This window comes from Desulfofundulus luciae (genome assembly GCF_030813795.1).
In the GTDB taxonomy this organism is placed as follows: domain Bacteria; phylum Bacillota; class Desulfotomaculia; order Desulfotomaculales; family Desulfovirgulaceae; genus Desulfofundulus; species Desulfofundulus luciae.
This window is the reverse complement of the sequence record NZ_JAUSUX010000032.1, coordinates 1-22,324: the sequence shown is the minus strand read 5'-3', so window position 1 is coordinate 22,324 and position 22,324 is coordinate 1. Positions and strand designations below refer to the sequence as shown.

The 22,324-nt window shown below is 58.3% G+C and carries 23 protein-coding genes; 8 read left to right on the top strand and 15 right to left on the bottom strand.

The features are described 5' to 3' along the window. The gene (locus J2Z49_RS13415) at nucleotides 1–123 is read left to right on the top strand and encodes an ATP-binding protein (protein ID WP_307403485.1); all 123 of its coding nucleotides are present in this window, start codon (nucleotides 1–3) and stop codon (nucleotides 121–123) included. A 721-nt stretch (nucleotides 124–844) separates the two neighbouring features. Here the strand turns inward: J2Z49_RS13415 and J2Z49_RS13410 are convergent. The 3 genes from J2Z49_RS13410 to J2Z49_RS13400 all read right to left on the bottom strand — a co-directional run bounded on the left by J2Z49_RS13410 (nucleotide 845) and on the right by J2Z49_RS13400 (nucleotide 4,666). Then, the gene (locus tag J2Z49_RS13410; protein WP_307403481.1) at nucleotides 845–1,852 is read right to left on the bottom strand and encodes an Ig-like domain-containing protein; all 1,008 of its coding nucleotides are present in this window, start codon (nucleotides 1,850–1,852) and stop codon (nucleotides 845–847) included. Between the two features lie 32 nt (nucleotides 1,853–1,884). Then, complete coding sequence (locus J2Z49_RS13405) at nucleotides 1,885–4,242, bottom strand: hypothetical protein (protein WP_307403479.1); 2,358 nt, start codon at nucleotides 4,240–4,242, stop codon at nucleotides 1,885–1,887. 181 nt (nucleotides 4,243–4,423) lie between these two features. Continuing rightward, nucleotides 4,424–4,666, bottom strand: coding sequence for a helix-turn-helix domain-containing protein (locus tag J2Z49_RS13400; protein ID WP_307403478.1), 243 nt, complete (start codon nucleotides 4,664–4,666; stop codon nucleotides 4,424–4,426). Nucleotides 4,667–4,957: 291 nt separating this feature from the next. Between J2Z49_RS13400 and J2Z49_RS13395 the strand changes: the two genes are divergently transcribed. Further along, nucleotides 4,958–5,386: a helix-turn-helix domain-containing protein gene (locus J2Z49_RS13395; RefSeq protein ID WP_307403476.1), complete on the top strand. Its 429-nt coding sequence runs from the start codon at nucleotides 4,958–4,960 to the stop codon at nucleotides 5,384–5,386. A 544-nt stretch (nucleotides 5,387–5,930) separates the two neighbouring features. Then, on the top strand, nucleotides 5,931–6,467 hold the full coding sequence (locus tag J2Z49_RS13390; protein WP_307403474.1) for a hypothetical protein: 537 nt from the start codon (nucleotides 5,931–5,933) through the stop codon (nucleotides 6,465–6,467). Here J2Z49_RS13390 and hflX read toward each other — a convergent pair whose 3' ends face one another. The 4 genes from hflX to J2Z49_RS13370 form a co-directional block, all read right to left on the bottom strand. Continuing rightward, the gene (hflX, locus tag J2Z49_RS13385) at nucleotides 6,468–7,751 is read right to left on the bottom strand and encodes a GTPase HflX (protein ID WP_307403472.1); all 1,284 of its coding nucleotides are present in this window, start codon (nucleotides 7,749–7,751) and stop codon (nucleotides 6,468–6,470) included. A gap of 1 nt (nucleotide 7,752) precedes the next feature. After that, a complete protein-coding gene (amrS, locus tag J2Z49_RS13380) occupies nucleotides 7,753–8,751 on the bottom strand; it encodes an AmmeMemoRadiSam system radical SAM enzyme (RefSeq protein WP_307403470.1) in 999 nt (332 codons plus the stop codon). A 340-nt stretch (nucleotides 8,752–9,091) separates the two neighbouring features. Beyond that, nucleotides 9,092–10,495 carry an AmmeMemoRadiSam system protein A gene (gene amrA / locus J2Z49_RS13375; RefSeq protein ID WP_307403468.1) on the bottom strand — a complete coding sequence of 468 codons (1,404 nt, stop codon included), beginning with the start codon at nucleotides 10,493–10,495 and terminating at the stop codon, nucleotides 9,092–9,094. A gap of 95 nt (nucleotides 10,496–10,590) precedes the next feature. Next, entirely contained in the window at nucleotides 10,591–11,421 is an 831-nt protein-coding gene (locus tag J2Z49_RS13370; RefSeq protein WP_307403483.1) for a LysE family transporter, read from the bottom strand. 268 nt (nucleotides 11,422–11,689) lie between these two features. On the opposite strand from J2Z49_RS13370, the gene J2Z49_RS13365 reads away from it, so the two are divergent. Together J2Z49_RS13365 and J2Z49_RS13360 are read left to right on the top strand one after the other, a co-directional pair. After that, nucleotides 11,690–11,953, top strand: a complete 264-nt coding sequence (locus tag J2Z49_RS13365) for an SWIM zinc finger family protein (protein ID WP_307403466.1) — start codon at nucleotides 11,690–11,692, stop codon at nucleotides 11,951–11,953. 126 nt (nucleotides 11,954–12,079) lie between these two features. Then, nucleotides 12,080–12,457, top strand: a complete 378-nt coding sequence (locus J2Z49_RS13360; protein WP_307403464.1) for a hypothetical protein — start codon at nucleotides 12,080–12,082, stop codon at nucleotides 12,455–12,457. 428 nt (nucleotides 12,458–12,885) lie between these two features. Here the strand turns inward: J2Z49_RS13360 and J2Z49_RS13355 are convergent, their stop codons facing one another. The 4 genes from J2Z49_RS13355 to J2Z49_RS13340 form a co-directional block, all read right to left on the bottom strand. Further along, nucleotides 12,886–13,512, bottom strand: a complete 627-nt coding sequence (locus J2Z49_RS13355; protein ID WP_307403462.1) for a flavodoxin family protein — start codon at nucleotides 13,510–13,512, stop codon at nucleotides 12,886–12,888. Between the two features lie 131 nt (nucleotides 13,513–13,643). Next, nucleotides 13,644–14,423, bottom strand: coding sequence for a thermonuclease family protein (locus J2Z49_RS13350; protein WP_307403461.1), 780 nt, complete (start codon nucleotides 14,421–14,423; stop codon nucleotides 13,644–13,646). Between the two features lie 42 nt (nucleotides 14,424–14,465). Further along, a complete protein-coding gene (rlmD, locus tag J2Z49_RS13345) occupies nucleotides 14,466–15,938 on the bottom strand; it encodes a 23S rRNA (uracil(1939)-C(5))-methyltransferase RlmD (protein ID WP_307403458.1) in 1,473 nt (490 codons plus the stop codon). A gap of 24 nt (nucleotides 15,939–15,962) precedes the next feature. After that, complete coding sequence (locus J2Z49_RS13340; protein WP_307403455.1) at nucleotides 15,963–16,463, bottom strand: DUF523 domain-containing protein; 501 nt, start codon at nucleotides 16,461–16,463, stop codon at nucleotides 15,963–15,965. Nucleotides 16,464–16,549: 86 nt separating this feature from the next. On the opposite strand from J2Z49_RS13340, the gene J2Z49_RS13335 reads away from it, so the two are divergent. The 3 genes from J2Z49_RS13335 to J2Z49_RS13325 all read left to right on the top strand — a co-directional run bounded on the left by J2Z49_RS13335 (nucleotide 16,550) and on the right by J2Z49_RS13325 (nucleotide 19,847). Beyond that, nucleotides 16,550–16,750: a hypothetical protein gene (locus tag J2Z49_RS13335; protein ID WP_307403453.1), complete on the top strand. Its 201-nt coding sequence runs from the start codon at nucleotides 16,550–16,552 to the stop codon at nucleotides 16,748–16,750. A 386-nt stretch (nucleotides 16,751–17,136) separates the two neighbouring features. Beyond that, on the top strand, nucleotides 17,137–18,171 hold the full coding sequence (locus tag J2Z49_RS13330) for a lysylphosphatidylglycerol synthase transmembrane domain-containing protein (protein ID WP_307403451.1): 1,035 nt from the start codon (nucleotides 17,137–17,139) through the stop codon (nucleotides 18,169–18,171). Further along, nucleotides 18,114–19,847 carry a phosphatidylglycerol lysyltransferase domain-containing protein gene (locus J2Z49_RS13325; protein WP_307403449.1) on the top strand — a complete coding sequence of 578 codons (1,734 nt, stop codon included), beginning with the start codon at nucleotides 18,114–18,116 and terminating at the stop codon, nucleotides 19,845–19,847. Before J2Z49_RS13330 ends, J2Z49_RS13325 begins: the two co-directional genes overlap by 58 nt. Nucleotides 19,848–20,042: 195 nt before the next feature. On the opposite strand, the gene J2Z49_RS13320 is transcribed toward J2Z49_RS13325, so the two are convergent. The 4 genes from J2Z49_RS13320 to J2Z49_RS13305 all read right to left on the bottom strand — a co-directional run bounded on the left by J2Z49_RS13320 (nucleotide 20,043) and on the right by J2Z49_RS13305 (nucleotide 21,988). Next, nucleotides 20,043–20,282, bottom strand: a complete 240-nt coding sequence (locus J2Z49_RS13320) for an MTH865 family protein (protein ID WP_307403447.1) — start codon at nucleotides 20,280–20,282, stop codon at nucleotides 20,043–20,045. Between the two features lie 104 nt (nucleotides 20,283–20,386). Beyond that, a complete protein-coding gene (locus J2Z49_RS13315; RefSeq protein ID WP_307403445.1) occupies nucleotides 20,387–20,725 on the bottom strand; it encodes a hypothetical protein in 339 nt (112 codons plus the stop codon). Nucleotides 20,726–20,741: 16 nt separating this feature from the next. Then, on the bottom strand, nucleotides 20,742–21,425 hold the full coding sequence (locus J2Z49_RS13310) for a Crp/Fnr family transcriptional regulator (protein ID WP_307403443.1): 684 nt from the start codon (nucleotides 21,423–21,425) through the stop codon (nucleotides 20,742–20,744). Next, nucleotides 21,422–21,988, bottom strand: coding sequence for a DUF1638 domain-containing protein (locus tag J2Z49_RS13305; RefSeq protein ID WP_307403441.1), 567 nt, complete (start codon nucleotides 21,986–21,988; stop codon nucleotides 21,422–21,424). The genes J2Z49_RS13310 and J2Z49_RS13305 overlap by 4 nt, the downstream gene beginning before the upstream one ends. Nucleotides 21,989–22,324 lie beyond the last annotated feature (336 nt).

The following is a 22,324-nucleotide window of genomic DNA, read 5'->3' as shown; positions in this document are numbered from 1 at the left end:
ATATTCGGTGATAATATCCTGGCTGCAGCGCTGGTAGACCGGATCACTTTTAAGTCCTACATCCTGAACATGAACGCCGAATCTTACCGCTTAAAACAACGAGAGAAGGTAAAAGCCAGATAATACGCCAGATTGTACGGCCGGCCGGGCAGGGAGATTGACATGGGCCGGCATGCCAAAACCCTGGTTTATCATAAGTCCCTTTAACCGGACCCGGGCTTGCCGGGTTAAATAGAAAGGGAGTGGAAATGACCACCATAAAGATATTTCAAAAACTCAAGGTATTCGTAAGTAATTGACTATTTGTATTGGCCAGACCGGAGGAACTGGTTCCCCTGGGAAGGTGCAAACCTTCCCAGTACTTTAGGGGTCCTTGCATACAGTTCACCGGACAACCCGGGGACCAGGTACCCCTGGCTAAAAGGGGGGATTCATCGGTACCAGCACCTATATGGGCTTACCCGGTACCCGCTAAAATGTGGAGATCAGGGAACGAGACCTGTCTGCTGGCGAAGGACCGGGGGGCCACCGGTATAACCGGCACGAAAAAATTACTCAAGACCATTAGAACCAATCGTGCCGGAGGTAGTTGCCAATTCACTGTTATTAACCCGGTAAGACGGTTCCGGCTAAAGGGACTGGATAAGCTGGGGCTGCCGGCATTGCATATCGGTTTGCTTTGAATTGGGGTAGCTTCTTCCCTGCCCGAGCTACACCAATTCGACTCTTGCCTGGCAGATAATTAATGGGCTAATGGCTATGGCATGGTGTTCTTTTACGCTCTACAAAATAACCATCATGTTAGATATTGGTAAAACAGTGGAAGTGGATCACTTTTACTTTATCATTGGTGGATCACTTTCACATTATCAGGTGGATCAATTTTATATTGACAAACGCACTTCAAGGTCAAAACCCTGCCGGAGATGCTCTTCTGCAGGGTCACGGCGTTGTTCTGATCGTCCACCATAGAGACGCCCGCGTACTGCGGCCCCTCCTGGACGTCCTCCGTGAAGGTAATAGTGATCGTCTTGTTCACCGGCACGCTGGCCGTCCCGTCAGCGGGGTCGCAGTACTGCACCGCCGGTGGAGTCTTATCCTGCTCGGTGGTAAAGGTGAAGCTGAAGTCCTTAGCCAAAGGTATTCCCGCTACCGCATCCTTCACTGCGCCCGCGGGGATGTTCACGGTGTAGGCCGTGGATCCGGCCAGCGGGGCCTTGGGCTTGATGGTAAGGATGCGGTCGCTGAGGGATTTGTCTACCTCCACCGCCTTGCCCGAGGCGTCCTTTAACGCGATGCCCGCAAAGTTGTCGCCCTGCTGCACTGCGCCCTTGAAAGTTACGGTGATGGTCTTGTCCACGGGCACGCCGGTAGCGCCGTCAGCCGGATCGGTGGACTCAACCTCCGGCCCCATCACTACCAGATCCACCTGCTGAACCTGATCAAACTGGAAAGTTACTGTCATGGGCCTGCCGCTGGAATCGTAGGTGGCTGCCGGCTGGCCGTTTACCTTAAAAACAAGGCGTTTTCCCACGTCAGCTTCGGTACCGGACACTACATAGCGCGGGTCCGTGCCCAGGGGACCACCGTACCAGCCGTCAGATCTCGTCTGCAAGGAATCACCGCGGGGCTGGTTTTCATTTTCAACGTAGATGTCCACCGTGAGTCCTGCCGGGGCCAGCGTGCCGCCGTAGGCGTCGTAAAAGACCCGCCCGTAGAACGCCGGAGGTACTGCCGGCGTGCTTTGGGCCAGGGCCGGTGCCAGGGATGAAAAGAGAATGATGATGGCGAGCGCGGCGGCAAGCGCCGCGCCCGCTCCGTAACCCCTTCTGAAGATACTCTTAATCCGCAAAAAGCATCACACTCCTCGCGCCGATTCGTGCATTACTGCACCGGCGGGGCCATCAAGCCGGCCAGCGTACCGTCGGCGGTCATGAACACCCAGTAGGCGTCGCCGTTGTTGACAATATAAGTAGTAGCTGTGAGATCTGAAGATGCCGTTCCGGCTGTCCATTGAGCCTGGTTGCCGAGGCCAGGGTTGACTACCGTGCTGAACTTGCCGCTGACGCTGGCCAGCATGTCCGCGACCTTGTTGGCAGTCTCGCTAGGAGATGCACCCACCAGGTTCCAGCCCTGCTTGAGGGCCAGCGTGGGCGGGACGGCCTGGGTGGCGGTGACCTTCTGGTAATCCGCCTGGGCCAGGACGGCCTCTTTCATCTTCACCACGTAGCCCACCAGCGGCTTACCGTACTGCTCCTCAGAGGTCATTTGACTGTACAGCTTCCAGGATTGGGTGGCCGCATCGTACAGGTAAAGGGCCTCGAACTTGTCCGCGCCGCCCAGCAGGTCGGCCAGGGACTTGTTGAGCTTCAACGGTACGGAGATGACCTGCCAGCCGGGCACCAGGGAGCGGGTGAAGTTAGCAGTCGAAGAAGCAAAGGTCACAGAGTCGCTGTCACCCGATCCGATGCCAGTTACACTGACACTCAAAGTGTTGCCGGCCGCACTGGAAGTCGTGGTGATGATAAAGGTAGCCTGCTTCTGGCCTTTGGCAATCGTCACCGTTGACGGAGCGCTAGCCCAAGCAGGAGTAGCGCCGCCGGAACTTAGAGTTATATTAACCGGGTAGTCCTTATCCGCCGCCACGTCGGTGGTCAGGGTGGCGGTGATGGGGCTACCGGCCAGGGCATTACCGGAAGAATCCTTGGCCGCCGGGGTAAGTGTCAGGGTAACGCTTGTGGGTACATTGCCGCTTGCTGCCGCGAAGGGACCTATGTTGGCCAACGCCTTAATAGCGCTGCTGGCGCCGGTGGGGGTGAAGGAAACCTCAACGGTCAGCACACGGTCTGCTGCGTCGGTAGTTGTAGTAATGGTGAAGGTAGCCTGCTTCTGGCCCTGGGAGAGCGACGCAGAAGGCGACCCGCTCCAAATTGTAGTGCCGTCAGAAGAAGTTAGTTTTACATTGATAGAGTAGGCCTTGTCCGCCGGCACGTCGGTAGTCAGTGTGGCGGTTATGCTCGTTCCGGCAATGGGCTTGCCGTCGGTGGTCGTGGACTTCGGCGCAAGCTGCAACTGCACGCTGGAGGGAGCCTGCGGGGCGGCCACGTTGTACTGGGCCGTTGCTGGGGTCAGGCTGCCGCTCAGCGCGGTGATGGTCACGCTGCCGGTGACGGAAGGCGTGAAGGTGAAGCTTTGTGTGTCACTGGCGCTAGTTAAGGTAACCTTGGTGACTACGCTACCACCGCTCTTAAACACACCCGCAGGGTTGCCGTTTACGTCAGGGCCGGTGAGGAAGACGTCAACGTCAGACGTCGGAGTAACGCTGTTCCCGTACTGGTCCTGCAGCCCCACGGTGAACGAACCGCTCTCCACACCCTTGGTCAGCGCGCCGGGCTTTTCGATGAAGACCACATTGCTGGCGGCGGCAGGGTCAACCGTGAGATTTTGAGAACCAGTTACGCCCTCGCACGTGGCCTTGATCACATAGTTTCCGGCCTTGGTGAGGTTGAAGGCAGGGCTGGTGAAGTTGCCGCCAGAAACGGTGGTCGCCGTCTGGGTGGCCACGGCCTGCCCGGCCAAGTCGGTGATGGTCACGGTCACGGTCTTGTTCTCCAGCCCAGCACTGGCAGCATCTTGAACCGTACCGATTACCTGGAAGCTGCTGCCAGCCTTAACCGCGGCCGTAGGACCAGTTATCGCAACCGTCTTGACCACCTGGCTCCAGGTCAGAGAAGCCGTAACGGTGGTAGTAGCAGAGTCTGCAAATTTAACCTCCACGTTGCCGCTTCCTGCCGTCTTAGGGCTTTTCACGGTGAAGCCCTGGACGGTAATGGCGCTAACCGTGCCCGCAGCGGGAAGCGAACCAGCAGGAATGTTAATGGTACCTTTCTCGAAAGCAGTAGAATCACCGGCAGCATCGCAAATAAACACGTAAGGCTTGGAATCAACCACCGCGGTAACCGTAACCTTAACCGGGTTAGTCGCATCGCCAACAACATCAAAACCACTTGGATAGGTCACGGTAATGTTCTGCCCATTCAAATTGTTTGGGCTAAGTGCCAACCCCGTCACGCTGAGGGTGTACGTGTGATCCTCGTTATCCGCCGGTACCTGGTTGGGTGTCACCGTCAGCGCTGGCGCCGCCCACGCCGGCACGGCCGCGATGAGCAGCAGCGCCACGGCAAAAAGCGCCAGGAACATTCTGCGCTTGTGCGCGTGAAAAACGTGCATAAAGGACTGCATCCTCCTTTTCAAAATTTTGCCACTCGGTTAAACGTTTTAACGCCTATAAAGATGCCCTCTTGCGGCAACCACCTCCTCCGGCTGCGGCGAGAGCCGCCGGCAGGCTTTTGCTTTGTGCCGTCATTCCCGGCACGCCCTGCAGGAGCGGCAGGAGCGTCGGGGCAAAAGGGTTTTTCCCGCCTCAGCCGCCGGGCTTTTCACGCTCTTCCTCCAATCGCGAACCGTGATAATCCTGGCCAAAAAAAAGCTCGTCCACGGTCACGCCGAAGAAGTCGGCCAGCTTCTTCTCCACCTCCTTGCGGGGGTGGCGGTGGCCGCCCTCAATCATGGCGTAGGAGCTCTGGCTGATGCCCACGGCTTCGGCTACCTGCCGCTGGCTGAGGCCCATCTTGAGCCTCAGCTGGTACATCTTTTCATTTCTCACCCCGCTCACCCTTCGGCTGGTGTTGAAAGAACAAAACCTCCCCCCTTCCTGCCCGGCTGCAGCGCCAGCCGGCCCGCTTCAGCCCTGCGGAGCCGGCCGGCTGCCGACTATTACTATAATCACAATTCGCGATTGCTGTCAAGGGTCCACCGGTTAAAATTTGCGCCGAACGTAAATAATAGTAGAAGGTTTTTACTTCCTATCACATTATGCGCTTTAACGGAAAATCCGTTTTTTATTTTCTTTCCCGGCTTCACAAAACGTGTTAAATTACGATCGGGGTGAACCGACATGTCTTCCCTCGGCGAAAGGCTGGCCTATTTGCGCAATCAAAGAGGACTGTCCCAGGCGGAACTGGCCCGCCTGCTACACATGGGGCAGAGCACCATTGCCATGTACGAGAAAAACAGGCGCTCGCCGGACAACCAGTCTCTCAAACGGCTGGCCGATTTCTTCGGCGTTTCGACGGATTACCTGCTGGGACGCACCGACCGGCCTTACGGAACCGGCGAAGAGGGTGCACCCGGGAATGCACCCCATGACGCGGAGCTGTACGCAGTTGCAGCCGACCCCCTGTTTGCCGGCCTGCTCAGGCAGGTACCGGACCTGACGGAGGAAGAAAAACAGTCCCTGGCTGAGCACTGGGAGTGGGCCCTGCGCTTTATAAAGAAGGAAAGGGAGCGGCGCAGGAAAAGGGAGGAAGGGAACCAGAAGGGATGACAGGGCGAGGACCCAGCACTCACTGGGATAATAGCTCTTCCCAGAACCCGATTTGTCAATTAAACCTGAAAAACCGGAAGCAGAGTCATGTTGGGGTGAGCTGGGCCACATCCAGCCGGGTTCACTGAATATTTACAGGGGAAGAGTTTGAAGTATCCCCAGTTTTTTAAAGCCCCTGTTTTGGCTCGGTAGCGAGCGACTTGAGCCGAGCGGTCAGCCAAACTTAGCGAGGCGAAAAGCGAAGGCAGGCCCGAGGGCATGGATGCCCGAGGCCGGCAACTGAGGCAGGATGCCGAATTTGCCGGGAATCCTGCCGGAGCTTTGAGCCGAGCAATAGTTAGGCCCACGAGGCTCACCGGAGCGAGCGAGAGCCAAAACAGGGTAGCTGGAAAGTGGATAACTCGGGGGAGGAGTAATGATTTTTTTATCTTCCCCAACCATTCGACAAAACCCGACACAACCGTGGTTTATAATAAAATGAGAAATAGTTCAAAGGATACGCTGGTGTCCTTGAGAATCGTTTCTGCCGAGCGGAGGGGTAGCCTTGAGTTCAGCCGTCCGGCTGGCCCTGGCCCTGATCAAAAAATACCGTCTCGAGGGGCCGCCGGGTGTTTACCAGTTGTACAGGATAGCCAGGAGCGAAGGGATCATCCTGACCCGCTTCCCGTTTAAAGGCCGGGTCAGGGGAAGATACGTGCGCACGGGGGACGGTATCGCGCTGCTCACGGTGAAAAAGGGGCTTTCCAGGCCGGAACTGAAGCACATGCTGGCCTACGGGCTGGGCCAGCACTGCCTTAATGTTACCAGCGGCTTATACGTGGACGGGTTGACCGGGAGAGGGGAAGAAGAAAACGCCGCCGAAGATTTTGCCGCCCTCCTCCTGCTGCCCCCGGGGACGGGCAGTGCAGGGGTGAGCTTCCAGGAGATCCATGAAGTGGCGGATACCTTTCACATACCCGCACCCCTGGTGCGCCGCCGGTTCAACCTGGAAGAGCGGCTGGCAAAGCACGAGCATGTGGTTCAGGAGTACGCCCCCTTCCCGGCAGGCGCCCGGCCGGCTGCCGGGAGACTTCAGGCATGATTACCCGGGAATCCTGCCGGGATTATCCTTCCCCAGCCGGGTCGCCGCCCGGGAGGCCCACACCGCACCCAGTTCCACTTCCAGGCGCACGCCCTCCGGGGTATATTCCCGCGACAATACCTCCCCTTTTTCGTAGAGCAGGTTGAGCACGTCTCCCCGCTGGTAGGGCACCAGGAACTCCCGCCGCACCCTTTGATCCTTTAAGACGTTCATTATGATCCTGCGCAGTTCATCCAGACCACGGCCGGTAAGGGCGGAAACCGCCACCGCCGGCCTGCCCGCCGAAAGCAGCCAGGGTTCTTCAGCAGTCAAACGGTCAACTTTATTGAAAACCAGAATGGAGGGCTTCTCCCCCGCCCCCAGGGAGGCCAGTACATCCTCCACCGCTTTAACCTGGTCCGGGTAATCCGGGTTGCTCACGTCCACCACGTGCAGGAGCAGGTCCGCTTCCGTCACCTCTTCCAGGGTGGCCCGGAAGGCGGCCACCAGGTGGTGGGGCAGGCGGCGGATAAAACCCACCGTATCGGTAAGCAGCACCACCTCGTTGTTGGGCAGCACCAGGCGCCGGGTGGTGGGGTCCAGGGTGGCAAACAACCTGTCTTCGGCCGGGACGCCCGCCCCCGTGAGGGCATTGAGGAGGGTGGACTTGCCGGCGTTGGTGTACCCCACCAGGCCGACCAGGGTTACGGGCACGTCCTGCCGCCTGGTGCGCAGCAGGGTCCGGTGCCGCCGCACTTCGTCGAGCTCCCGGCGTAGCTCGGTGATGCGCCTTTTTATGCGCCGCCGGTCGGTTTCCAGCTTCGTTTCGCCGGGACCCCGGGTGCCAATGCCGCCCCCCAGCCGGGAAAGCCCGGTTCCTTTCCCCGCCAGCCGGGGGTAGAGGTATTCAAGCTGGGCCAGTTCCACCTGCAGCTTGCCCTCCCGGGTACGGGCCCGCCGGGCAAAGATGTCCAGGATAAGCTGGGTGCGGTCGATAACCCGCACCCCCAGTTCCTCCTCCAGGTTGCGCACCTGGGCGGGGGAAAGCTCATGGTCGCAGATTACCAGTTCAACCCCCAGCTCCCGGCAGGCGGGAGCTATTTCACCGCGCACCTTGCCCCGCCCCAGAAAGGTGGCCGGGTCCGGCCGGCGGGCGCGCTGCACCACCCTGCCCACCACCCGGGCCCCGGCCGTGTCCGCCAGCCGGGCCAGCTCGTCCAGGGATTCCTCAACTTCACCGTCATCTTCATGGGGCAGTTGAAGGGTTATAAGTAATACTTTTTCGTAATCAGGTAATTTTTGCATTTCACAACACAACCTTCACTTCCGCCCCGCAGTAACGGCACCGGTTCCCTTCCAGTCCACGCACCTGCACCCTGTAGCCGGTGCGGCGGATGAGGGTTTCCCCGCAGTGGGGGCAGAGGGTGTCGCTGCCGCCCAGCTCCGGGGCGTTGCCGATGTAAACGTAGCGGAGCTTTTCCAGAGCTATCTGCCGGGCTTTTTGCAAAGTCTCCAGGGGCGTGGGCGGCAGGTCAAACTTGTAATGGGGGAAATAGCGGGAAAAGTGCAGGGGTATATCCGGGTCGAGCCCGGCCACCCAGTCCACCAGGCGGCGTATCTCCTCTTCCGAGTCGTTTAAGCCGGGAACCAGCAGGGTGGTCAGCTCCACGTGGCAGTGCCCGTGGGCGATCTCCACCGCACGCAGCACCGGTTCCAGGTGGCCGGCGCACGTCCCGCGGTAATATTCATCGGTAAAGCCCTTCACATCAATATTCATGGCGTCGATGTAGGGCAGGATCCGGCGCAGGGGTTCTTCATTAACGTATCCGTTGGTAACCAGTACGTTCTTCAAACCCTCCTGGTGGGCCAGGCGGGCCGTATCGTAAACGTACTCGTACCACATGAAAGGCTCGTTATAGGTATAGGCCAGGCCCACGTTGGGGTAGCCCCGGGCGATTTGCTCTCTGGCCACAGCCACGGCCTGGGCCGGGCTCAAATAGAGGGTATGGGGGTCGGCGTGGGCAATCTGCCAGTTCTGGCAGAAGCCGCAGCGCAGGTTGCAGCCCACGCTGCCCAGGGAAAGAATATCGCTGCCCGGGTAGAAGTGGTAAAGGGGCTTTTTTTCAATCGGGTCCAGGGCGTAAGAGGAAACCCGGCCGTAATTGAGGGTATACAGGATGCCCTGCTGGTTTCTGCGCACCCGGCAAAAGCCGGTATGGCCGTCCCTGATGTTGCAGAGCCTGGGGCAGAGGCGGCAAAAAGTGCGGCCGCCGTCCCCTTTTTCGTAAAAAAGCGCCTCCTGCACGCATAATCCCCCCTTATCGCAAACATCCAGTAAAACCGTTGTGACAGGGATGCGGCGCTGTCCGGAGCGAACGACTTGCGAAGCGCCGGTAACAGCACCCGGCGAAGCGAGGGTAACCGGACTGCGGTGCGAAACCAGCGGCACCCAAACATTGCTTAATATCAACAAAAGTAACTGTAAAAACAGAGTAACAAAACAGTACACACATACCGTGCCGCCTTTGCAGCACCGCTAGTCCGGTCCGAAGCGAGCCGCGGTGCTGCCGGCGCGAAGCACTGGAGTGAGCGGGGACAGCGCCGCATCCAGCCGGGTTTACTGAATACTTACCCTTACCCCGCCTTCAGTGATACCTTTTCACTTCAAAGCGCATGAGCTTGACGGGCTCATGGGGGCCGATGCCCGCCTTCCGCCGGGCGATGGCCACCTGCTGCTCGGCCGTATCTACACCTTCCAGGTCGGGCAGGAGCAGCCCCTGCCGGCCGCCCGCCTGCACAATGACGCCGTATTTTTTGGGATCAAGGCCGGCCATGCTCTCCACCGGTTCCGGCTCCTGGAGCACGTCCACGGAGATTTCCAGGTCCGGCAGTTCGTCTTCCGTAACCGGGTAAAACCGGGGGTCCCGCACGGCGGCGCTGATGGCGTTCATGGCCACCTCTTCCACAATATGCTTGTACTGGGGTGTGACGGTACCGATGCACCCCCGCAATTGCCCGTGCTTGTGGAGGGACACAAAGGCACCGGCCCGGCGGGCAAACTCCGGCGGGATGTCCGTTTCATCGTAAAGCCGGGACCGGCCGGCAAAGTAGTTTTCCAGGGAGCGCCGGGCCACCCGCACGAGAAAACTTTCATTCTGCAGGCGATCTTCCCTGGCCTTTTGTTCCGCCGCGTTTAGTTTTTCCCAAAGCCGCCTCCGGGGGTCCGTTTCTCCGGGGGCAAGGGAGGCCACCATGTAACCCACGCCAAACGGCCCTTCGTAGGAAAGAACCTCCGCCTTCAAGGCCAGCCCGTCAAAGGCGCCGAAGGCCATGATAATGGGCCGCAGGCCGCATTCCCCGGCCCGCTCCACCAGTTTGGCATCAAGGTTTAAAATTCCCTCGATGTCGGCAGCCGCCACCAGGCGGGTCATCTCCCGGTCAAACTCCTGCCCCCGGGGGTCATAACCTGCCGGTGCGCCGGGAGTCAGGCGGTGGGACAGGTCGCCGCTGGCCAGGACGGCCACCTTTTTGCCCAGCTTTTCCGCAGCCCCGGCCAGAGCCATGCCGAAGGCGTAGAGCTGGCGGTAGGGTAAAAGTCCCATGGCCACCGGCACCAGGGGCAGGTCCACGCCCGCCGCACGCAGGAAGTAAAGGGGCACCATGGTCCCGTGGTCCAGTTCCAGGTCCAGGCCGTAGCGCCGGGCAGTTTTTTCATCCACCTGCAGGACGGTTATGCCCGGTTCCCCGGCCCGGGCCGCTATTTCCCGCACCAGGGCCGGGTCGTTTACCACCTTGAAGCTTACCCGGCGGGCGCCAAAACGGCCCAGGTCTCCCCGCACCTCTTGAGCCGCCAGGATGGCGATGCCGTCCCGGAAAACCGGGCCGTGGGGGGAAATCACCACCAGTGTATCGGCCCCGCTTTCCTTCACCCGGCGGCCCAGTTCCAGCATGGCCTGCCGGGAAGAAATGACCCTGTCCGCCTCCGCCCCGCCCACCTCGGGGACCATGATCGGGGGGTGTGGGCAGATACCACCGTAAACAACGGGCATTTCAACCACCTCGCTTAACCGCGGATTCCACCAGGTGCAAAAAGCGCTTCACTTCTTTTTTATAGCGTTCCTTTAGCCTCACCCAGTTATAAAAATTATATCGCCATGCGCCCCGCAGCACCCATGTAGATGAAGGAAGCACCTAAAAAAACCAGGAAGGCGCCGCAGGACACCAGGATGCCCCGGTAAATGGACGGGGTTAAAAAGCGCCGGCCGCCGGCCACCGCCGCCGCCACCAGGCCGTACCAGGCCAGGTCCGATAAAATATGGCCGCCAAAGAAACTCACCAGCCCGGCGGTTCCCTGCTTCAAGGAGAGGACTATGTAACCCAACCCCACCGTGGCCCACCACAGCGTCCAGTAGGGGTTGGACAGGCTGACCAGAACCCCCGCCAGCACGGGGTGCATCCTCCCGGCGGGCAGGGGGTCGACCCTCCGAGAGCCGGGGTTAAGAGAACCGGCATCGGAATTGGCCGGCTGGAAATCGGGCGAAGGAGGACAGGCGTTCGCCTCTGTACGGGAAGCGGGCACACCGGCTCCGGACACCTGCCGCCCCGCACCGGCCCGCTCTGCCCGGGAACTGCACCCCGGCGGCGCCGGACCTGCCTGAACCGGCTGCCCGCAGCCCACGTTCAGCTCCACCCGGCCCAGCCAGGCATCCCGGGCCATGCCCCAGCCCAGGTAGATTAAAAAAATCCCCCCCACCACGGCAATGCTCCTGCCCACCACGGGGGCGGTGAGCAGGGAAGCCAGGCCCAGGGCCAGGGCTATAACCAGCGTCCCCTCCAGCAGGGCATGGCCCAGCACAATCAGGGGGCCGGCCGCAAACCCCCGCCGGGCGCTTTCCCCTATGGTCACCGTGAGAAGAGGCCCGGGCATCATGGCACCGGAAAGTCCCACCACAAAAGCCGTTGAAAAAATGGCCATCAGTTCCAATAAAATCCCTCCCCGGGCAACATTTCTGTATATGTGGAGGAAAATCCTGCCCGGGTACAAAATTATTTGCCAGGGCATAACCGAACCCCTGAGGGCTTATTCCCGGCTCATGGAGGGGGTTGCCGGCAGGCACTTAAACACAGTTCTACAATTTAATACTTAAATCCCTTAAATTTGAGGCAGGAATAATCCCCGTCTACGGCCAATTTATGTTTTATTAAACTGCTTACAATTATGCACAACACGAAGGAGAATTCCCATGGCTGCGAACATACTCAAAACCCCATTTCTGGTCAACGACCTGGTTGTCTACTTTGTTTCCCCCCGGGTAGCCCACGTAGTTGAAGTGGATTGCCGGATTGAACTAACCACCACGCCCGAAAGCTGCACGTGCTGCACTTTTCGTTTCCGCTCCCGCCTCGACCAGGGCTTCCGCTGCCGGCACATAGAAGCGGTACGGCAGGTACTGGAGCGGGCCCGTCGCGCCGGCCCCGGCTCCGAACAGGTTATTCGCGGGCACTAAATTGGAAATAATAATCTGGTGAGGCAGGAATTCCGGGCGGCAAAAATTTTTTAACCCAAACGTGGACAACCCGGCCTGTCCTGAAAACCGGAACATAAAGAAACATAAAGAGCAGGTGTGTGTGAGATGTCAGCCAAAATCTATCCCTTCCCCAGCACGGAAGACCAGCAGGTGATCCAGACCGCCATCCACGTTTTTCTCACCAGCCAGACGGGACGCGCCCGGGACACCATGCTTAAGATCATCCGGGCGGTGCTGGACCGCTACCGCATCTCCAAATTCTCTTTTCCCGACTATGTGGTGGAGGCCACCCGTACGCCGGGGTACTCGGTGGTACGGGCGCGCAAGTACGTCACCGGTACAGTCTGCCCCCAGTGCGGCGAAAAACTGTACGGCCTCTCCAGCAGGGTGCGCATTCTAAGCGTGCAGGAGCGCCGGAACTGCCACGTGGTCACTTACGGCTGCCGCTGCGGGAAGGTCTTTGCCAGGCAGGAACAATGTTAGTGAAAAACATCCCCCGGTAACCGGGGGATGTCTATTTTTGCATAAATAAGCCCCTACTGGTAACATTTTACTGGGGAGCAACATAATATAACAACAAAACTATAAAAGGGGGAATCACACATGCCGGATGTCGAAACCAAGCGTTTCAATCCCACCGTCGAGTTGATCCTCGGTATAATTATAGCCTTCCTGGGCGTGCTGGTATTCATTGCCGGCATCCTGGTAATCATTTTCTAAAGGACGCAACCGTCCTTTTTACAAGTCATTCTTTTAACCGGTCAGCCGAAAGGATGACCGGTTTTTCTTTAAGTTACCATAAGGGACCGAACGCGCCGCCGTGGCACGCGACGTTCCAGGCTGTTTCCAAACTTTCCGGCTGCCCAGCGCGACACGTTCCAGGCTGTTTCCAAACCTTTCTTAAGCCTTTCTTAAGCCCGGCCAAGACGTTTAATCATCTCTACCATATTGCGCCCCAAACGGCGGCATTCCTCCAGGGCCAGCAAATCCTCGTGCACACCCCGTTTCCAGGAAATTCTGCCTTCCTCCAGGTTGTTAAACATGGTTCCCATGGCTCCACCGTTGCAAATGCCGCTTTCCTGGTCGCGGGTATCGACCAGAATAAACCCCTGGGCAACCAGGAAACGTTCCATGATGGCCAGGGCGTGCTCCTGCCCCCCGTTCCGCAGGCCGGCGTGGGTAACCGCTCCCCCTACCTTACCATGCAGCAGGTTTTTGACCATATGCATCCAGCGGGTACGGTCGATAAAATTTTTCATCAGGCCGGTCACATTGGCCCAGTACACCGGGGAGCCCAGCACAATGCCGTCGGCCGCCAGCATTTTCCCGGCCAGCACGCCCATGTCATCGTCTTTGATGGAACATTCCGTTTTGCCCAGGCAACGGTTGCAGGCCAGGCAGGGCTTGATGTTGTAGTCGACAAGTTCCACCAGTTCCGTCTCCGCGCCGGACTTAGCGGCTTCGTCCAGAACCGCCTGCAGCATGATGGCGGTGTTCTTCCCCTTGCGGTGACTGCCATTAATTGCCAGGATCTTCATAAAAATCCTCCCTTTTTCATAAAAGTTTTATTTTTGATACGTTCGCCTTTACGGCCTGAACTCCTGCCGCATTAAATTAACATCTTGAGGAATTTTCCAGGCTGGGGGTGCTTATCCAGCCACAAAACCTTTTACGGCTTGCAGGCATTGCAGGGCTCATATCCGGCATCCAGGGCCTCTTCCCGGGTGGCAAACCTCACCCGGTTGCCCGGAGCCGTCTGCCGGCCGTATTCGCAGTCAGGGCGGTGGAATTTCCTGCTGCGGGCATTGCCGATGTAATAGGGCTCCCTATCTTTAACCTCCAGGCCCCACAGACCCCGCTTCTTTTCCCGGGCTTCCCGCTGCAGTTGCACGAAAAGGTCCGCGTATTTCACATTGGGCGGTACCGTCATCACCTGGGCATAGCCTTTGAGCAGCAGTTCGGCGTTGAACATGCGGCTGCGAATCACGTCTTCCGCCGGGTTAACCCCGCCGGGAGGCTCAAGCCAGACATAGGCCAGGATGCGCCCGTAATGATCCCTTTCCTGCACATCCCTCTCCAGCCAGATGCGCCGGCCGTCCAAACGGCTCCTGGTGTAGGCGGAGGCTTCTTTGCCGTAGGGCTCTACCTCCCTGGTTGACTCGGGAGTGTTCACGCCAATCAGGCGCACCGTCTCGCTCTTCCTGTCCTTAAGGCGTACGACCAGGGTATCCCCGTCCACCACCCGGGTTACGGTGGCGGCCACCAGGCCGGCAGGCCCCTTCTCTTCACCCGGTTCAACGGGGGAAACGGGCTGGCTTTGGGCGGGCGGCTTCTGCCCTTTACCGCTCGTATCCGGAACCTGGCCGGTATCCGGGGTGCGCCCGGCACAACCGGCCGCCAGCAACATTAAGGTAACAAGCAAAACTGCCAGTATTTTAGGTTTATGCATAGAGCATCCCCCCTTAAGCTTGTCCCCCCAATAATCAACCGTTTAAAGCACAACTTCTTCCGGACCTGCTCCAGTGTCGCGCCGGTAAAAAATGGGTTGCGAAGATAGTGAGTGCAGGTCTTTCCAGTATAACTTTTCAGTGAGTGCTGGGCGGGCCTGCTCCAGGAGGCAGACGCACTCCACATGATGGGTCTGGGGGAACATATCCACCGGCTGGACTTCCACCACCCGGTAGCCGTGCCCGGCCAGGAAGCCCAGGTCCCGGGCCAGGGTCCCCGGGTCGCAGGAAACGTAGACCACCCGCGGCACCGGGTAGCGGGCCAGGGCTTCCAGGACGGAGCGGTGGCACCCCCGCCGGGGAGGATCCAGGACCAGCACATCGGGGCCGCCGCCCCGGTCAAAGAGCCGGGGTAAGAGTTTTTCCACCGCTCCCCGGACAAAGAAAACGTTGTTCAGGTTGTTGAGCCGGGCATTTTGCCGGGCATCGGCCACGGCCCGGGGCGACACCTCCATACCCAGCACTTCCCGGGCCTGCCGGGCCAGGAATAGGGCAATGGTGCCCACGCCGCAGTAGGCATCCACCACCCGCTCCCGGCCGGTAAGGCCGGCGTACTCCCTGACCTTTTCGTATAAGACCCGGGTCTGCATCGGGTTGACCTGGTAAAAGGATGTGGCGGAAAGGCGGAAGACGAGGCCGTTCAGGCAATCGGTTATGTATCCCCTGCCGTAAAGAGTCCTTATCCATCCAGTGTCAACCTCCCTGCGCGGGAGGATGGCCGTTTGCTGGACGACCGTCGTTACCCGGCCGGTGCCGGCCAGCTCGCCGGCCAGTTCCTCCTGCCGGGGCCAGTGGTTTCTGGTGGTGGCCAGCACCACCATGGTTTCTCCCGTCGCCAGGGCTCTACGCAAAGTTACATAAGACAGGAGGGGTTTGGAGCCGTCCAGGAGACTCTCCCGATATTTATTCAATAAACATTCAATCATGAGGGCCAGGTTATTCAGTTCCCCGTCCAGGATGTGGCATACGGCATCCCGTGTCATCCAGTGCCCCAGGACGTGGGAACCGGGGGCATAAAGGCCCAGGGCCAGCCTTCCATCCCGGTGGGCCACGTGAAACCTTACCTTGTTCCGGTAGTGCCAGGGGTTGTCCATTCCCAGAATGGGCAAAACTTTTACCCCGCTTAACCTGCCGATGCGCTCCAGGCTGTCCCGTACCAGCCTGGTTTTGTACTGCAACTGGTAGTCGTAGGGCAGGTGCTGGACGTGACAGCCGCCGCAACGGGCAAAAGAAGGGCAGCGGGGGCGGCAGCGTGCGGGGCCGGGGACCAGCACTTCCTCCAGCCGGGCCCGCAGGTATTTTTTCTTAACCTCCACCACCGTTGCCCGTACCCGGTCGCCGGGCACGGCCAGGGGCACAAACACCACCTGCCCCTGCCAGCGGCCCACTCCCTCGCCGCTGTGGCTGAGGTCTTCCACCTCAAGTACGACTTGCTCTCCGGGCTGTACACCAGGCATGGTTATCCTCCAGGCAAAATTTAGTCATACGATTACATTTTCTCCCGGCCAACCCGCCCCGTGCGCCGGCCATTCCTTTTCCACATCTTCCTCTGTAAATATTTGAAAACCCGATTCCACCAGTAATGCCGCAGTTACGCCATGACCTGTTTTGACTTTCCCGCTAAACGACCCGTCGTAAATCCGGCCGTACCCGCAGGAAGGGCTCCGGGCCTTAAGAATGGCAGCCCGTATGCCGTGGTTCCTGGCGATCTCCAGTACAGCCCGGGCTCCCCGGATAAAAGCCCCGGTAACATCCTCCCCCTTGCAATTGACCACCCGCGCCCGTCCCTCCAGCACGTCCACTCCCGTACCGCCCTGTATTTCCGACGCCGGGCGCGGTACGGGCAACCCGCCCAGGCACTCCGGGCATACCGGTACTGCCCGGCCTTCCCTGACCAGCCTTTCCACCACCGCACAGGTCCGGGGCAACCCATCGTAGGAACAGGAATGCCCGGCCAGGCATGCGCTTACCAGATATTTCACTCATTCATTCCCCCCTGTTATTTCCGGCAAAAATGCAGAAACACAACAAATCCATTGCGCAAATACCGGCATCGAGATTCCGGGTCATGCCACAGTCCACAACCAGGCTGGCACCGCTTCCCGGCGAAAATTTCACCCCGGATACGGATCCTGCATACTTTTTCCGGCTGGCCTTGTTCCCGCAGGCTTTTATCCATTCCCGGCGTAACCGGACCGCTCTGGAAAAGGCCCTGGGCATCCAGAAAGTACGCCCGGCCCCCGCATATCCCTTCTCCCTCTCCCCTTAAAATCCTTCCTAAAAATTTACCGGCGGGAGCCGGCTTTTTTTCTATACCACTGATCTGCCCTGCCGTCCTGATCAGGCCCTTTACCGGTATGCTTTAAAAAATTTCATGTGGGAATCTTCCTATATTTCACCCGCTGCGAAAATTTACGGTAAATGCTATTGTACATATGAAACGTTTTACTTAAACTAAAAAAGAGCTGGAAATTTAATCTGAGAAAAGTAGATGAAACACCGGGACGGGAAGAGAAACGGCAGCAAAATAGTACTACAAGCCATCCCTTAAAAAGCCAGGGCCGCCCTGAAGCAACCGGCGGTACTGCTCCGGTGCGGAGCACCAGGGCCTTTTAGCAGTTTGACTGAATACTTGCAGGCGGGGGGTTCAATCAAATGACCGGGCAGAGAGGGAATTTTTCACCATTGTTTTCCCCGCACAGGGTGGCTTTTGTGGCCATACTCTTTTTTGCGGCCGCTGCCGTGGCCTTGCACCTGGGGCAGGCGGCAGAAATCCGGCGCACACTGCAACAGGGCAGGTGGTGGTGGATTGCCGCGGCCATCCTTTTGCAGGTGGTCTTCCTGATCAACCAGAGCGCCCTGTACCATGCCGCATACCGGATGGTCAGGCTCCCGGTCGGCTTCGGCCGCCTTCTGGAACTGGTCATGTCTGCGGCCTTCGTTTCGACCGTCGTTCCGGGGGGAACCATTTCCGGAACGGGCCTGATGGTTTACGATGCCGTAAGACGGGGGCTGGATGCCGCCCGGGCGGCGCTGGCCAATGTTATTTTCTTTATTTTCGACTACCTGGCTTTCCTGGTTATACTGCTGCTGGCCCTTTTTTATCTTTTCAGCCGGGGTAACCTTCAGTCCTATGAACTGGCGGCCACTGCCGTGCTGGCCTGCGGGGTGGGCACCCTTCTTTTGCTCCTGCTCCTGCTTGCCTGCAGGCCGGCCCTCTTTGCAACCCTGGCCGGCCGCCTGGCCCGGGCCGCCTGCCGGCTGTCCCGGAAACTGGAAGGACATGCCCTGCACTGGGAGGAAAAAGCAGGGGAAATCACCGGCCGGCTCTCGGACGCACTGCAGGCCATGATCAAAAACCGCCCGGCCCTTCTCCGGGCCGCAACCCATGCCCTGCTGGTGGAAGGAATAGGTTTAATGCAACTGCAGGCCCTTTTTCTGGCCTTCGGCCAGAGTCCCGGCGCGGGCCGTTTGATCACCGGCTACGCCGTAGGGGTGCTGTTCATGATCGTCTCCATCACCCCCCAGGGAGTGGGCCTGATGGAAGGAGCCATGACCGCCGCCTACGCCTCGACAGGGATTCCCCTGGAACAGGCAGTGCTGGTCACTTTTATCTACCGGGCGTTGAGTTTGTGGCTGCCCATGATTGGCGGTTTTATCTTTTTCAAACGGACGGTGAACCGGTGGTGAGCAACCGTTACCTGCGCTTGCATTATCTGGCCGCCTTCCTGGTGGGTTTGACGGGCGTGGGCAATATTTTAACCGCCTGGCTCGTTCACCACCCGGCCCGTTTTATCTGGCTGAAGCACTACCTGCCCTGGATGGTCCTGCGGGGAAGCTGGCTGTCCAGCGTTATTGCCGGGACGGTACAATTGTTCCTTTCCTGGAGCCTGGGGCGGCGCAAATGGCAGGCCTGGCGCATCGCGGTGGCCATGTTTTTAATTTCCACCGCCGCCAACCTGCTGCGGGGACTGCACTACGGCCAGGCGGCATTCAACCTGGGCCTTTTATTGATGCTGCTGGCCTTAAAGCCCCGCTTCACCGCCGCCAGCGATCCCCCTTCCGTGCGCCACGGCCTGGCCGTTTTTGCCGGTGTCACCCTGTTTACTTACCTGTACGGGTTATCCGGTTTTTACCTTCTGGACAGGCACTTTCACCAGCAGTTCGATCTGGCCGAAGCCTCCAGACAAACCATTGCCTACCTGGCCTGGCTGGCCACACCGGAGCTGGAACACCCCAACCGCCTGGCCCGCTGGTTCCTGGATTCCCTGGCCATCATCCAGGTGGGCGGTTTGCTTTACGGGCTGTACATGGTGCTGCGCCCGGTGGTCTACCGGCGAACCGTGCTCATGCCGGAGAGGAAAAGGGCAGCCGGCATCGTGGAAAGGTACGGCCGCTCTTCCCTGGTACACCTGACCCTGCTGTCGGATAAAATATACCATTTCAGCCGCTCGCAGAAGAGTTTTGTGGCCTATGCGCTGGTGGGCAATGTAGCCGTGGTGCTGGGGGACCCGGTAGGACCGGAGGACGATATCCCCCATCTCATAGACGAATTTACCGCCTTTTGTGCGAACAATGACTGGCACCCGGCCTTTTACCAGGTTCTGCCCGACTATCTTCCCGTCTACCAGGCCTGCGGCTATAAAATTTTAAAAATCGGCGAAGAGGCGGTGGTGGACCTGCACACGTTCACCCTGGCCGGAAACAGCCGGAAAAACTTGAGGCAGACGGTAAACCGCATGGTGCGCAAGGGTTATTCCACCGAACTTCTGCTGCCGCCGTTAAGGGAAGAAACCTTGAGGGAATTAAAAGAAGTTTCCGATCACTGGTTGAGGTTGCAAAAGGGCGGTGAAAAAAGGTTTTCCCTGGGCTGGTTTGACCCGGCCTATATCAGATCCTGCCCGGTGATGGTGGTCAGGGATTCCCGGGGCCGTGTGCAGGCCTTCGCCAATATCATTCCGGAATACAGGCGCAATGAAGGCACCATAGATCTCATGCGCCGGCGGGAAGGAGAAAGCGGCCTGATTGACCTGCTGTTCGTACGCCTGATGGAATATTTTAAGGAACAGGGGTACGACAGCTTCAACCTGGGGCTGTGCCCCCTGGCAGGAGTGGGCGACCATCCCGGCGCCAGCCTGCAGGAAAGGGCTGTGTACTTCTTCTACCAGCATTTCAACCAGCTCTACGGTTTTAAAGGGCTGCGCCAGTTTAAAGAAAAATACGGCCCCCGCTGGGAACCGCGCTACCTGATTTACCCCCATCCCCTGCTCCTGCCCAAAATTGCCATGGCCGTGGTCACGGCCAACGCCGGGGGCAGCCTGTGGAGCTACGTGCGGGCCTGGCGGGAAAAACGCCGGCTGGCGTAATCCGGGCCGGCCCGGAAGCAAAACCGGAAAGAACCATGCTGGTCGGGCCGGTGTCTTCCCCCCGGCCGGTGCTACGGGATACCGGGCAGGAGGGGGCGGCCGGCCAATCCCCTGTTGTAAAGAGCCTTGCGGATTTCGCCCAACCACGGGAGCCGCCTTGAGTGCGGCGATAGACCCGCTTTCCCTCCCGAAAAGTTAAAGCCCGGCCCGGTCAACTATGGTTTCAGCCACTTCTTCAGCGGACTTGAAGGGAAAATCACCTGCTTTCAACAGCTTGCCGGCCTCACCGGCGGTCATCTTTAAGCCGCCAGCCTGGCATGTGGTTTCGGCTCCCTGGGGAAACGCCGCCAGCAACTCCTCAGGGGTGTGGATGGGAAAAGTCGCCCCTCTCAACGCCCCGATAATCTGCGCTTTGATGACCTCACGTACGGACATGGCTGAATTCCTCCTTTTATTGATTTTTTCTTTTGTAGAAAATATAAAATCCACCGGCTTACTGAATCTGTTAACTGGTTTACAAGAAAATCTAAAATTTTATGTTACGTCACTTCATTCCGTGCCCTGCAGGACTCAAATTTAAAGGCCGCTTCCAGTTGATCAAGGGATTCCCAGAGTTCTTCCGGAGTAACCCCTGCGGCTTCGGCAAGAACTTTAATCGGAATATTCTTTAAATTTCCCCTTTTGTTACCCGCAGCGCATTCCGAATGCAGGTAGAGATTTAAAAACACGACCAGAACCCTGCCCAGGGGTGTTCCGGCTTTGATTTCGTACAGCAGAAGGGCCATAAACTGGATTTGCCCGGCTAAATTTCGAATGATCTTCAGGGCAAATGTTTCATCACCGGCAGCTGGAGTTTTACCAGATTGTTTATCATTCATTTAGTGTCACACTTTCTCAACAGGCTTCCAGGGCTTCAGCCAGCTTTTCCCGGTCCAGCAGGCAGATGCGCTGCCCCCTGGCGGCTATGATCCCTTCCTGCTTCAAGAGCCCTAAAATCTTTGTAACCATCACCCGGGAGGCGTTGACCAGGTTGCCTATATCCTGGTGGGTCAGCTCGATATCAATGGTAATACCTTCCGGAGAGGGAACGCCGTACTCATCCGCCAGGCTCAGGAGCGCAGCGGCAATCCTTCCCCTTACGTCCCTGAAGGCCATGTTGGCCACCTGGTCGGTAAAATCGTTCAACTTTTTCCCAAGCAGTTGAATGATCTTCAAGGAAATCTGGGGGTTTTTAAGCAAAACGGCAAAGTCCTCCCTGCTGCAGGAGCACACGAAGGTGTCCTCCATAGCCTGGGCGCTCATGGTATGCAGGGTATCCTCGAAGAAGGTGTTTTCACCAAACATGTCGTCCTCTTTGAGGATGTCCAGGATGATCTCCTTACCCTCCCCGGACACTTTAAACAGTTTCACCCGGCCGTATTTTATGAGGTAGATCGTGTCGGCGGGCTCCCCTTCCCTGAAGATAAACTCGTTCTTACGATAAACCCTCTTGCGGGCCAGCGCGCCGATTCTTTCCCGCTCGGCAAAGTCCAGGGCTGAAAATATTTCCAGCTCCTTCATGCAGCGTATCTTTTTCATGATTTCCCCTCTTCCAGAAGCTTTTCCACTTCCCTGCGAAAATGTTCCAAATCTATGGGCAGTATTTCAACGGGCACCTGGGTATAATCAAAGAACTCCAGGATTTTCTCGTCGTCAACAGGGGTGATCCCGGCGTCCAGCAGCAGGACACGGTCATAATAACCGAAATTCTGCCGGGCGTCAATCTCGTCCCATTTCAAACCTTCTATAAATATCCTGCGCCAGTTCTCCAGCCAGCCGGCGGTCAGGTAAAAGTTGCGGCCCCCGGCATCCAGCTCGGCCAGCCGTTCTCCCAGCAGCATCTCAATGCAGTTTTTAGCCCGGATGACCCGCCCGCCCCTCCTGGTCACCATCCGCTCCATTTCCGGGTGGCACTGGAGGCCAAATACAACGGCGACACTGTCTTCGTTCATGCCGTCCAGGGCCTGCACAAGGGCTTTTCCCAGTTTGTCGAAGTCCACGTGGAGCCCCGGTTCCAGGTAATGAATTTCAGCTTCTTTTCCCTGCAGGACGTGCTCCAATTCCTTTTCCAGAATGCCGCAGCACAAAATTTTTTGGGGCATACCATTCCCTCCTGAAGATTGTTCTTTATGATCAAAGCTTAACTTAATGTCCCTCAATCGTCTGTAAACTGCTTAACAAGCCCCGCTGCCCCGCGCAAAAATTATGAGATTTGGTAATTCCAGGAGCAGGGGTGCGGCAAGTTACGATTTAGCCCACAGCCGAAAAGCCAGCAAATTAAGCCCCACTACCTCGAACGGGCAGCAGGCTAATGAGAGAGAACCTGTATAAGACGCCGCCAAACTCCATCCACCGGTTTAACCCGTAAGGGAAATCTCTCCCGAAAGAGGCTATACCCGTTGCTGGACAATGTTTAGTCCCGCTATTAAACTGGTATT

Bases quoted from the DNA above. Each gene is read 5' to 3' on its own strand.
- J2Z49_RS13330 (WP_307403451.1), top strand. From the start codon at position 17,137: ATGACCGGGCAGAGAGGGAATTTTTCACCATTGTTTTCCCCGCACAGG.
- J2Z49_RS13360 (WP_307403464.1), top strand. From the start codon at position 12,080: ATGTCAGCCAAAATCTATCCCTTCCCCAGCACGGAAGACCAGCAGGTG.
- amrA (WP_307403468.1), bottom strand. From the start codon at position 10,495: ATGCCCGTTGTTTACGGTGGTATCTGCCCACACCCCCCGATCATGGTC.
- hflX (WP_307403472.1), bottom strand. From the start codon at position 7,751: ATGCAAAAATTACCTGATTACGAAAAAGTATTACTTATAACCCTTCAA.
- J2Z49_RS13305 (WP_307403441.1), bottom strand. From the start codon at position 21,988: ATGCCCCAAAAAATTTTGTGCTGCGGCATTCTGGAAAAGGAATTGGAG.
- J2Z49_RS13365 (WP_307403466.1), top strand. From the start codon at position 11,690: ATGGCTGCGAACATACTCAAAACCCCATTTCTGGTCAACGACCTGGTT.
- J2Z49_RS13320 (WP_307403447.1), bottom strand. From the start codon at position 20,282: ATGTCCGTACGTGAGGTCATCAAAGCGCAGATTATCGGGGCGTTGAGA.
- J2Z49_RS13310 (WP_307403443.1), bottom strand. From the start codon at position 21,425: ATGAAAAAGATACGCTGCATGAAGGAGCTGGAAATATTTTCAGCCCTG.
- J2Z49_RS13355 (WP_307403462.1), bottom strand. From the start codon at position 13,512: ATGAAGATCCTGGCAATTAATGGCAGTCACCGCAAGGGGAAGAACACC.
- J2Z49_RS13315 (WP_307403445.1), bottom strand. From the start codon at position 20,725: ATGAATGATAAACAATCTGGTAAAACTCCAGCTGCCGGTGATGAAACA.
- J2Z49_RS13335 (WP_307403453.1), top strand. From the start codon at position 16,550: ATGCCACAGTCCACAACCAGGCTGGCACCGCTTCCCGGCGAAAATTTC.
- J2Z49_RS13395 (WP_307403476.1), top strand. From the start codon at position 4,958: ATGTCTTCCCTCGGCGAAAGGCTGGCCTATTTGCGCAATCAAAGAGGA.
- J2Z49_RS13370 (WP_307403483.1), bottom strand. From the start codon at position 11,421: ATGGCCATTTTTTCAACGGCTTTTGTGGTGGGACTTTCCGGTGCCATG.
- J2Z49_RS13405 (WP_307403479.1), bottom strand. From the start codon at position 4,242: ATGCAGTCCTTTATGCACGTTTTTCACGCGCACAAGCGCAGAATGTTC.
- J2Z49_RS13350 (WP_307403461.1), bottom strand. From the start codon at position 14,423: ATGCATAAACCTAAAATACTGGCAGTTTTGCTTGTTACCTTAATGTTG.
- rlmD (WP_307403458.1), bottom strand. From the start codon at position 15,938: ATGCCTGGTGTACAGCCCGGAGAGCAAGTCGTACTTGAGGTGGAAGAC.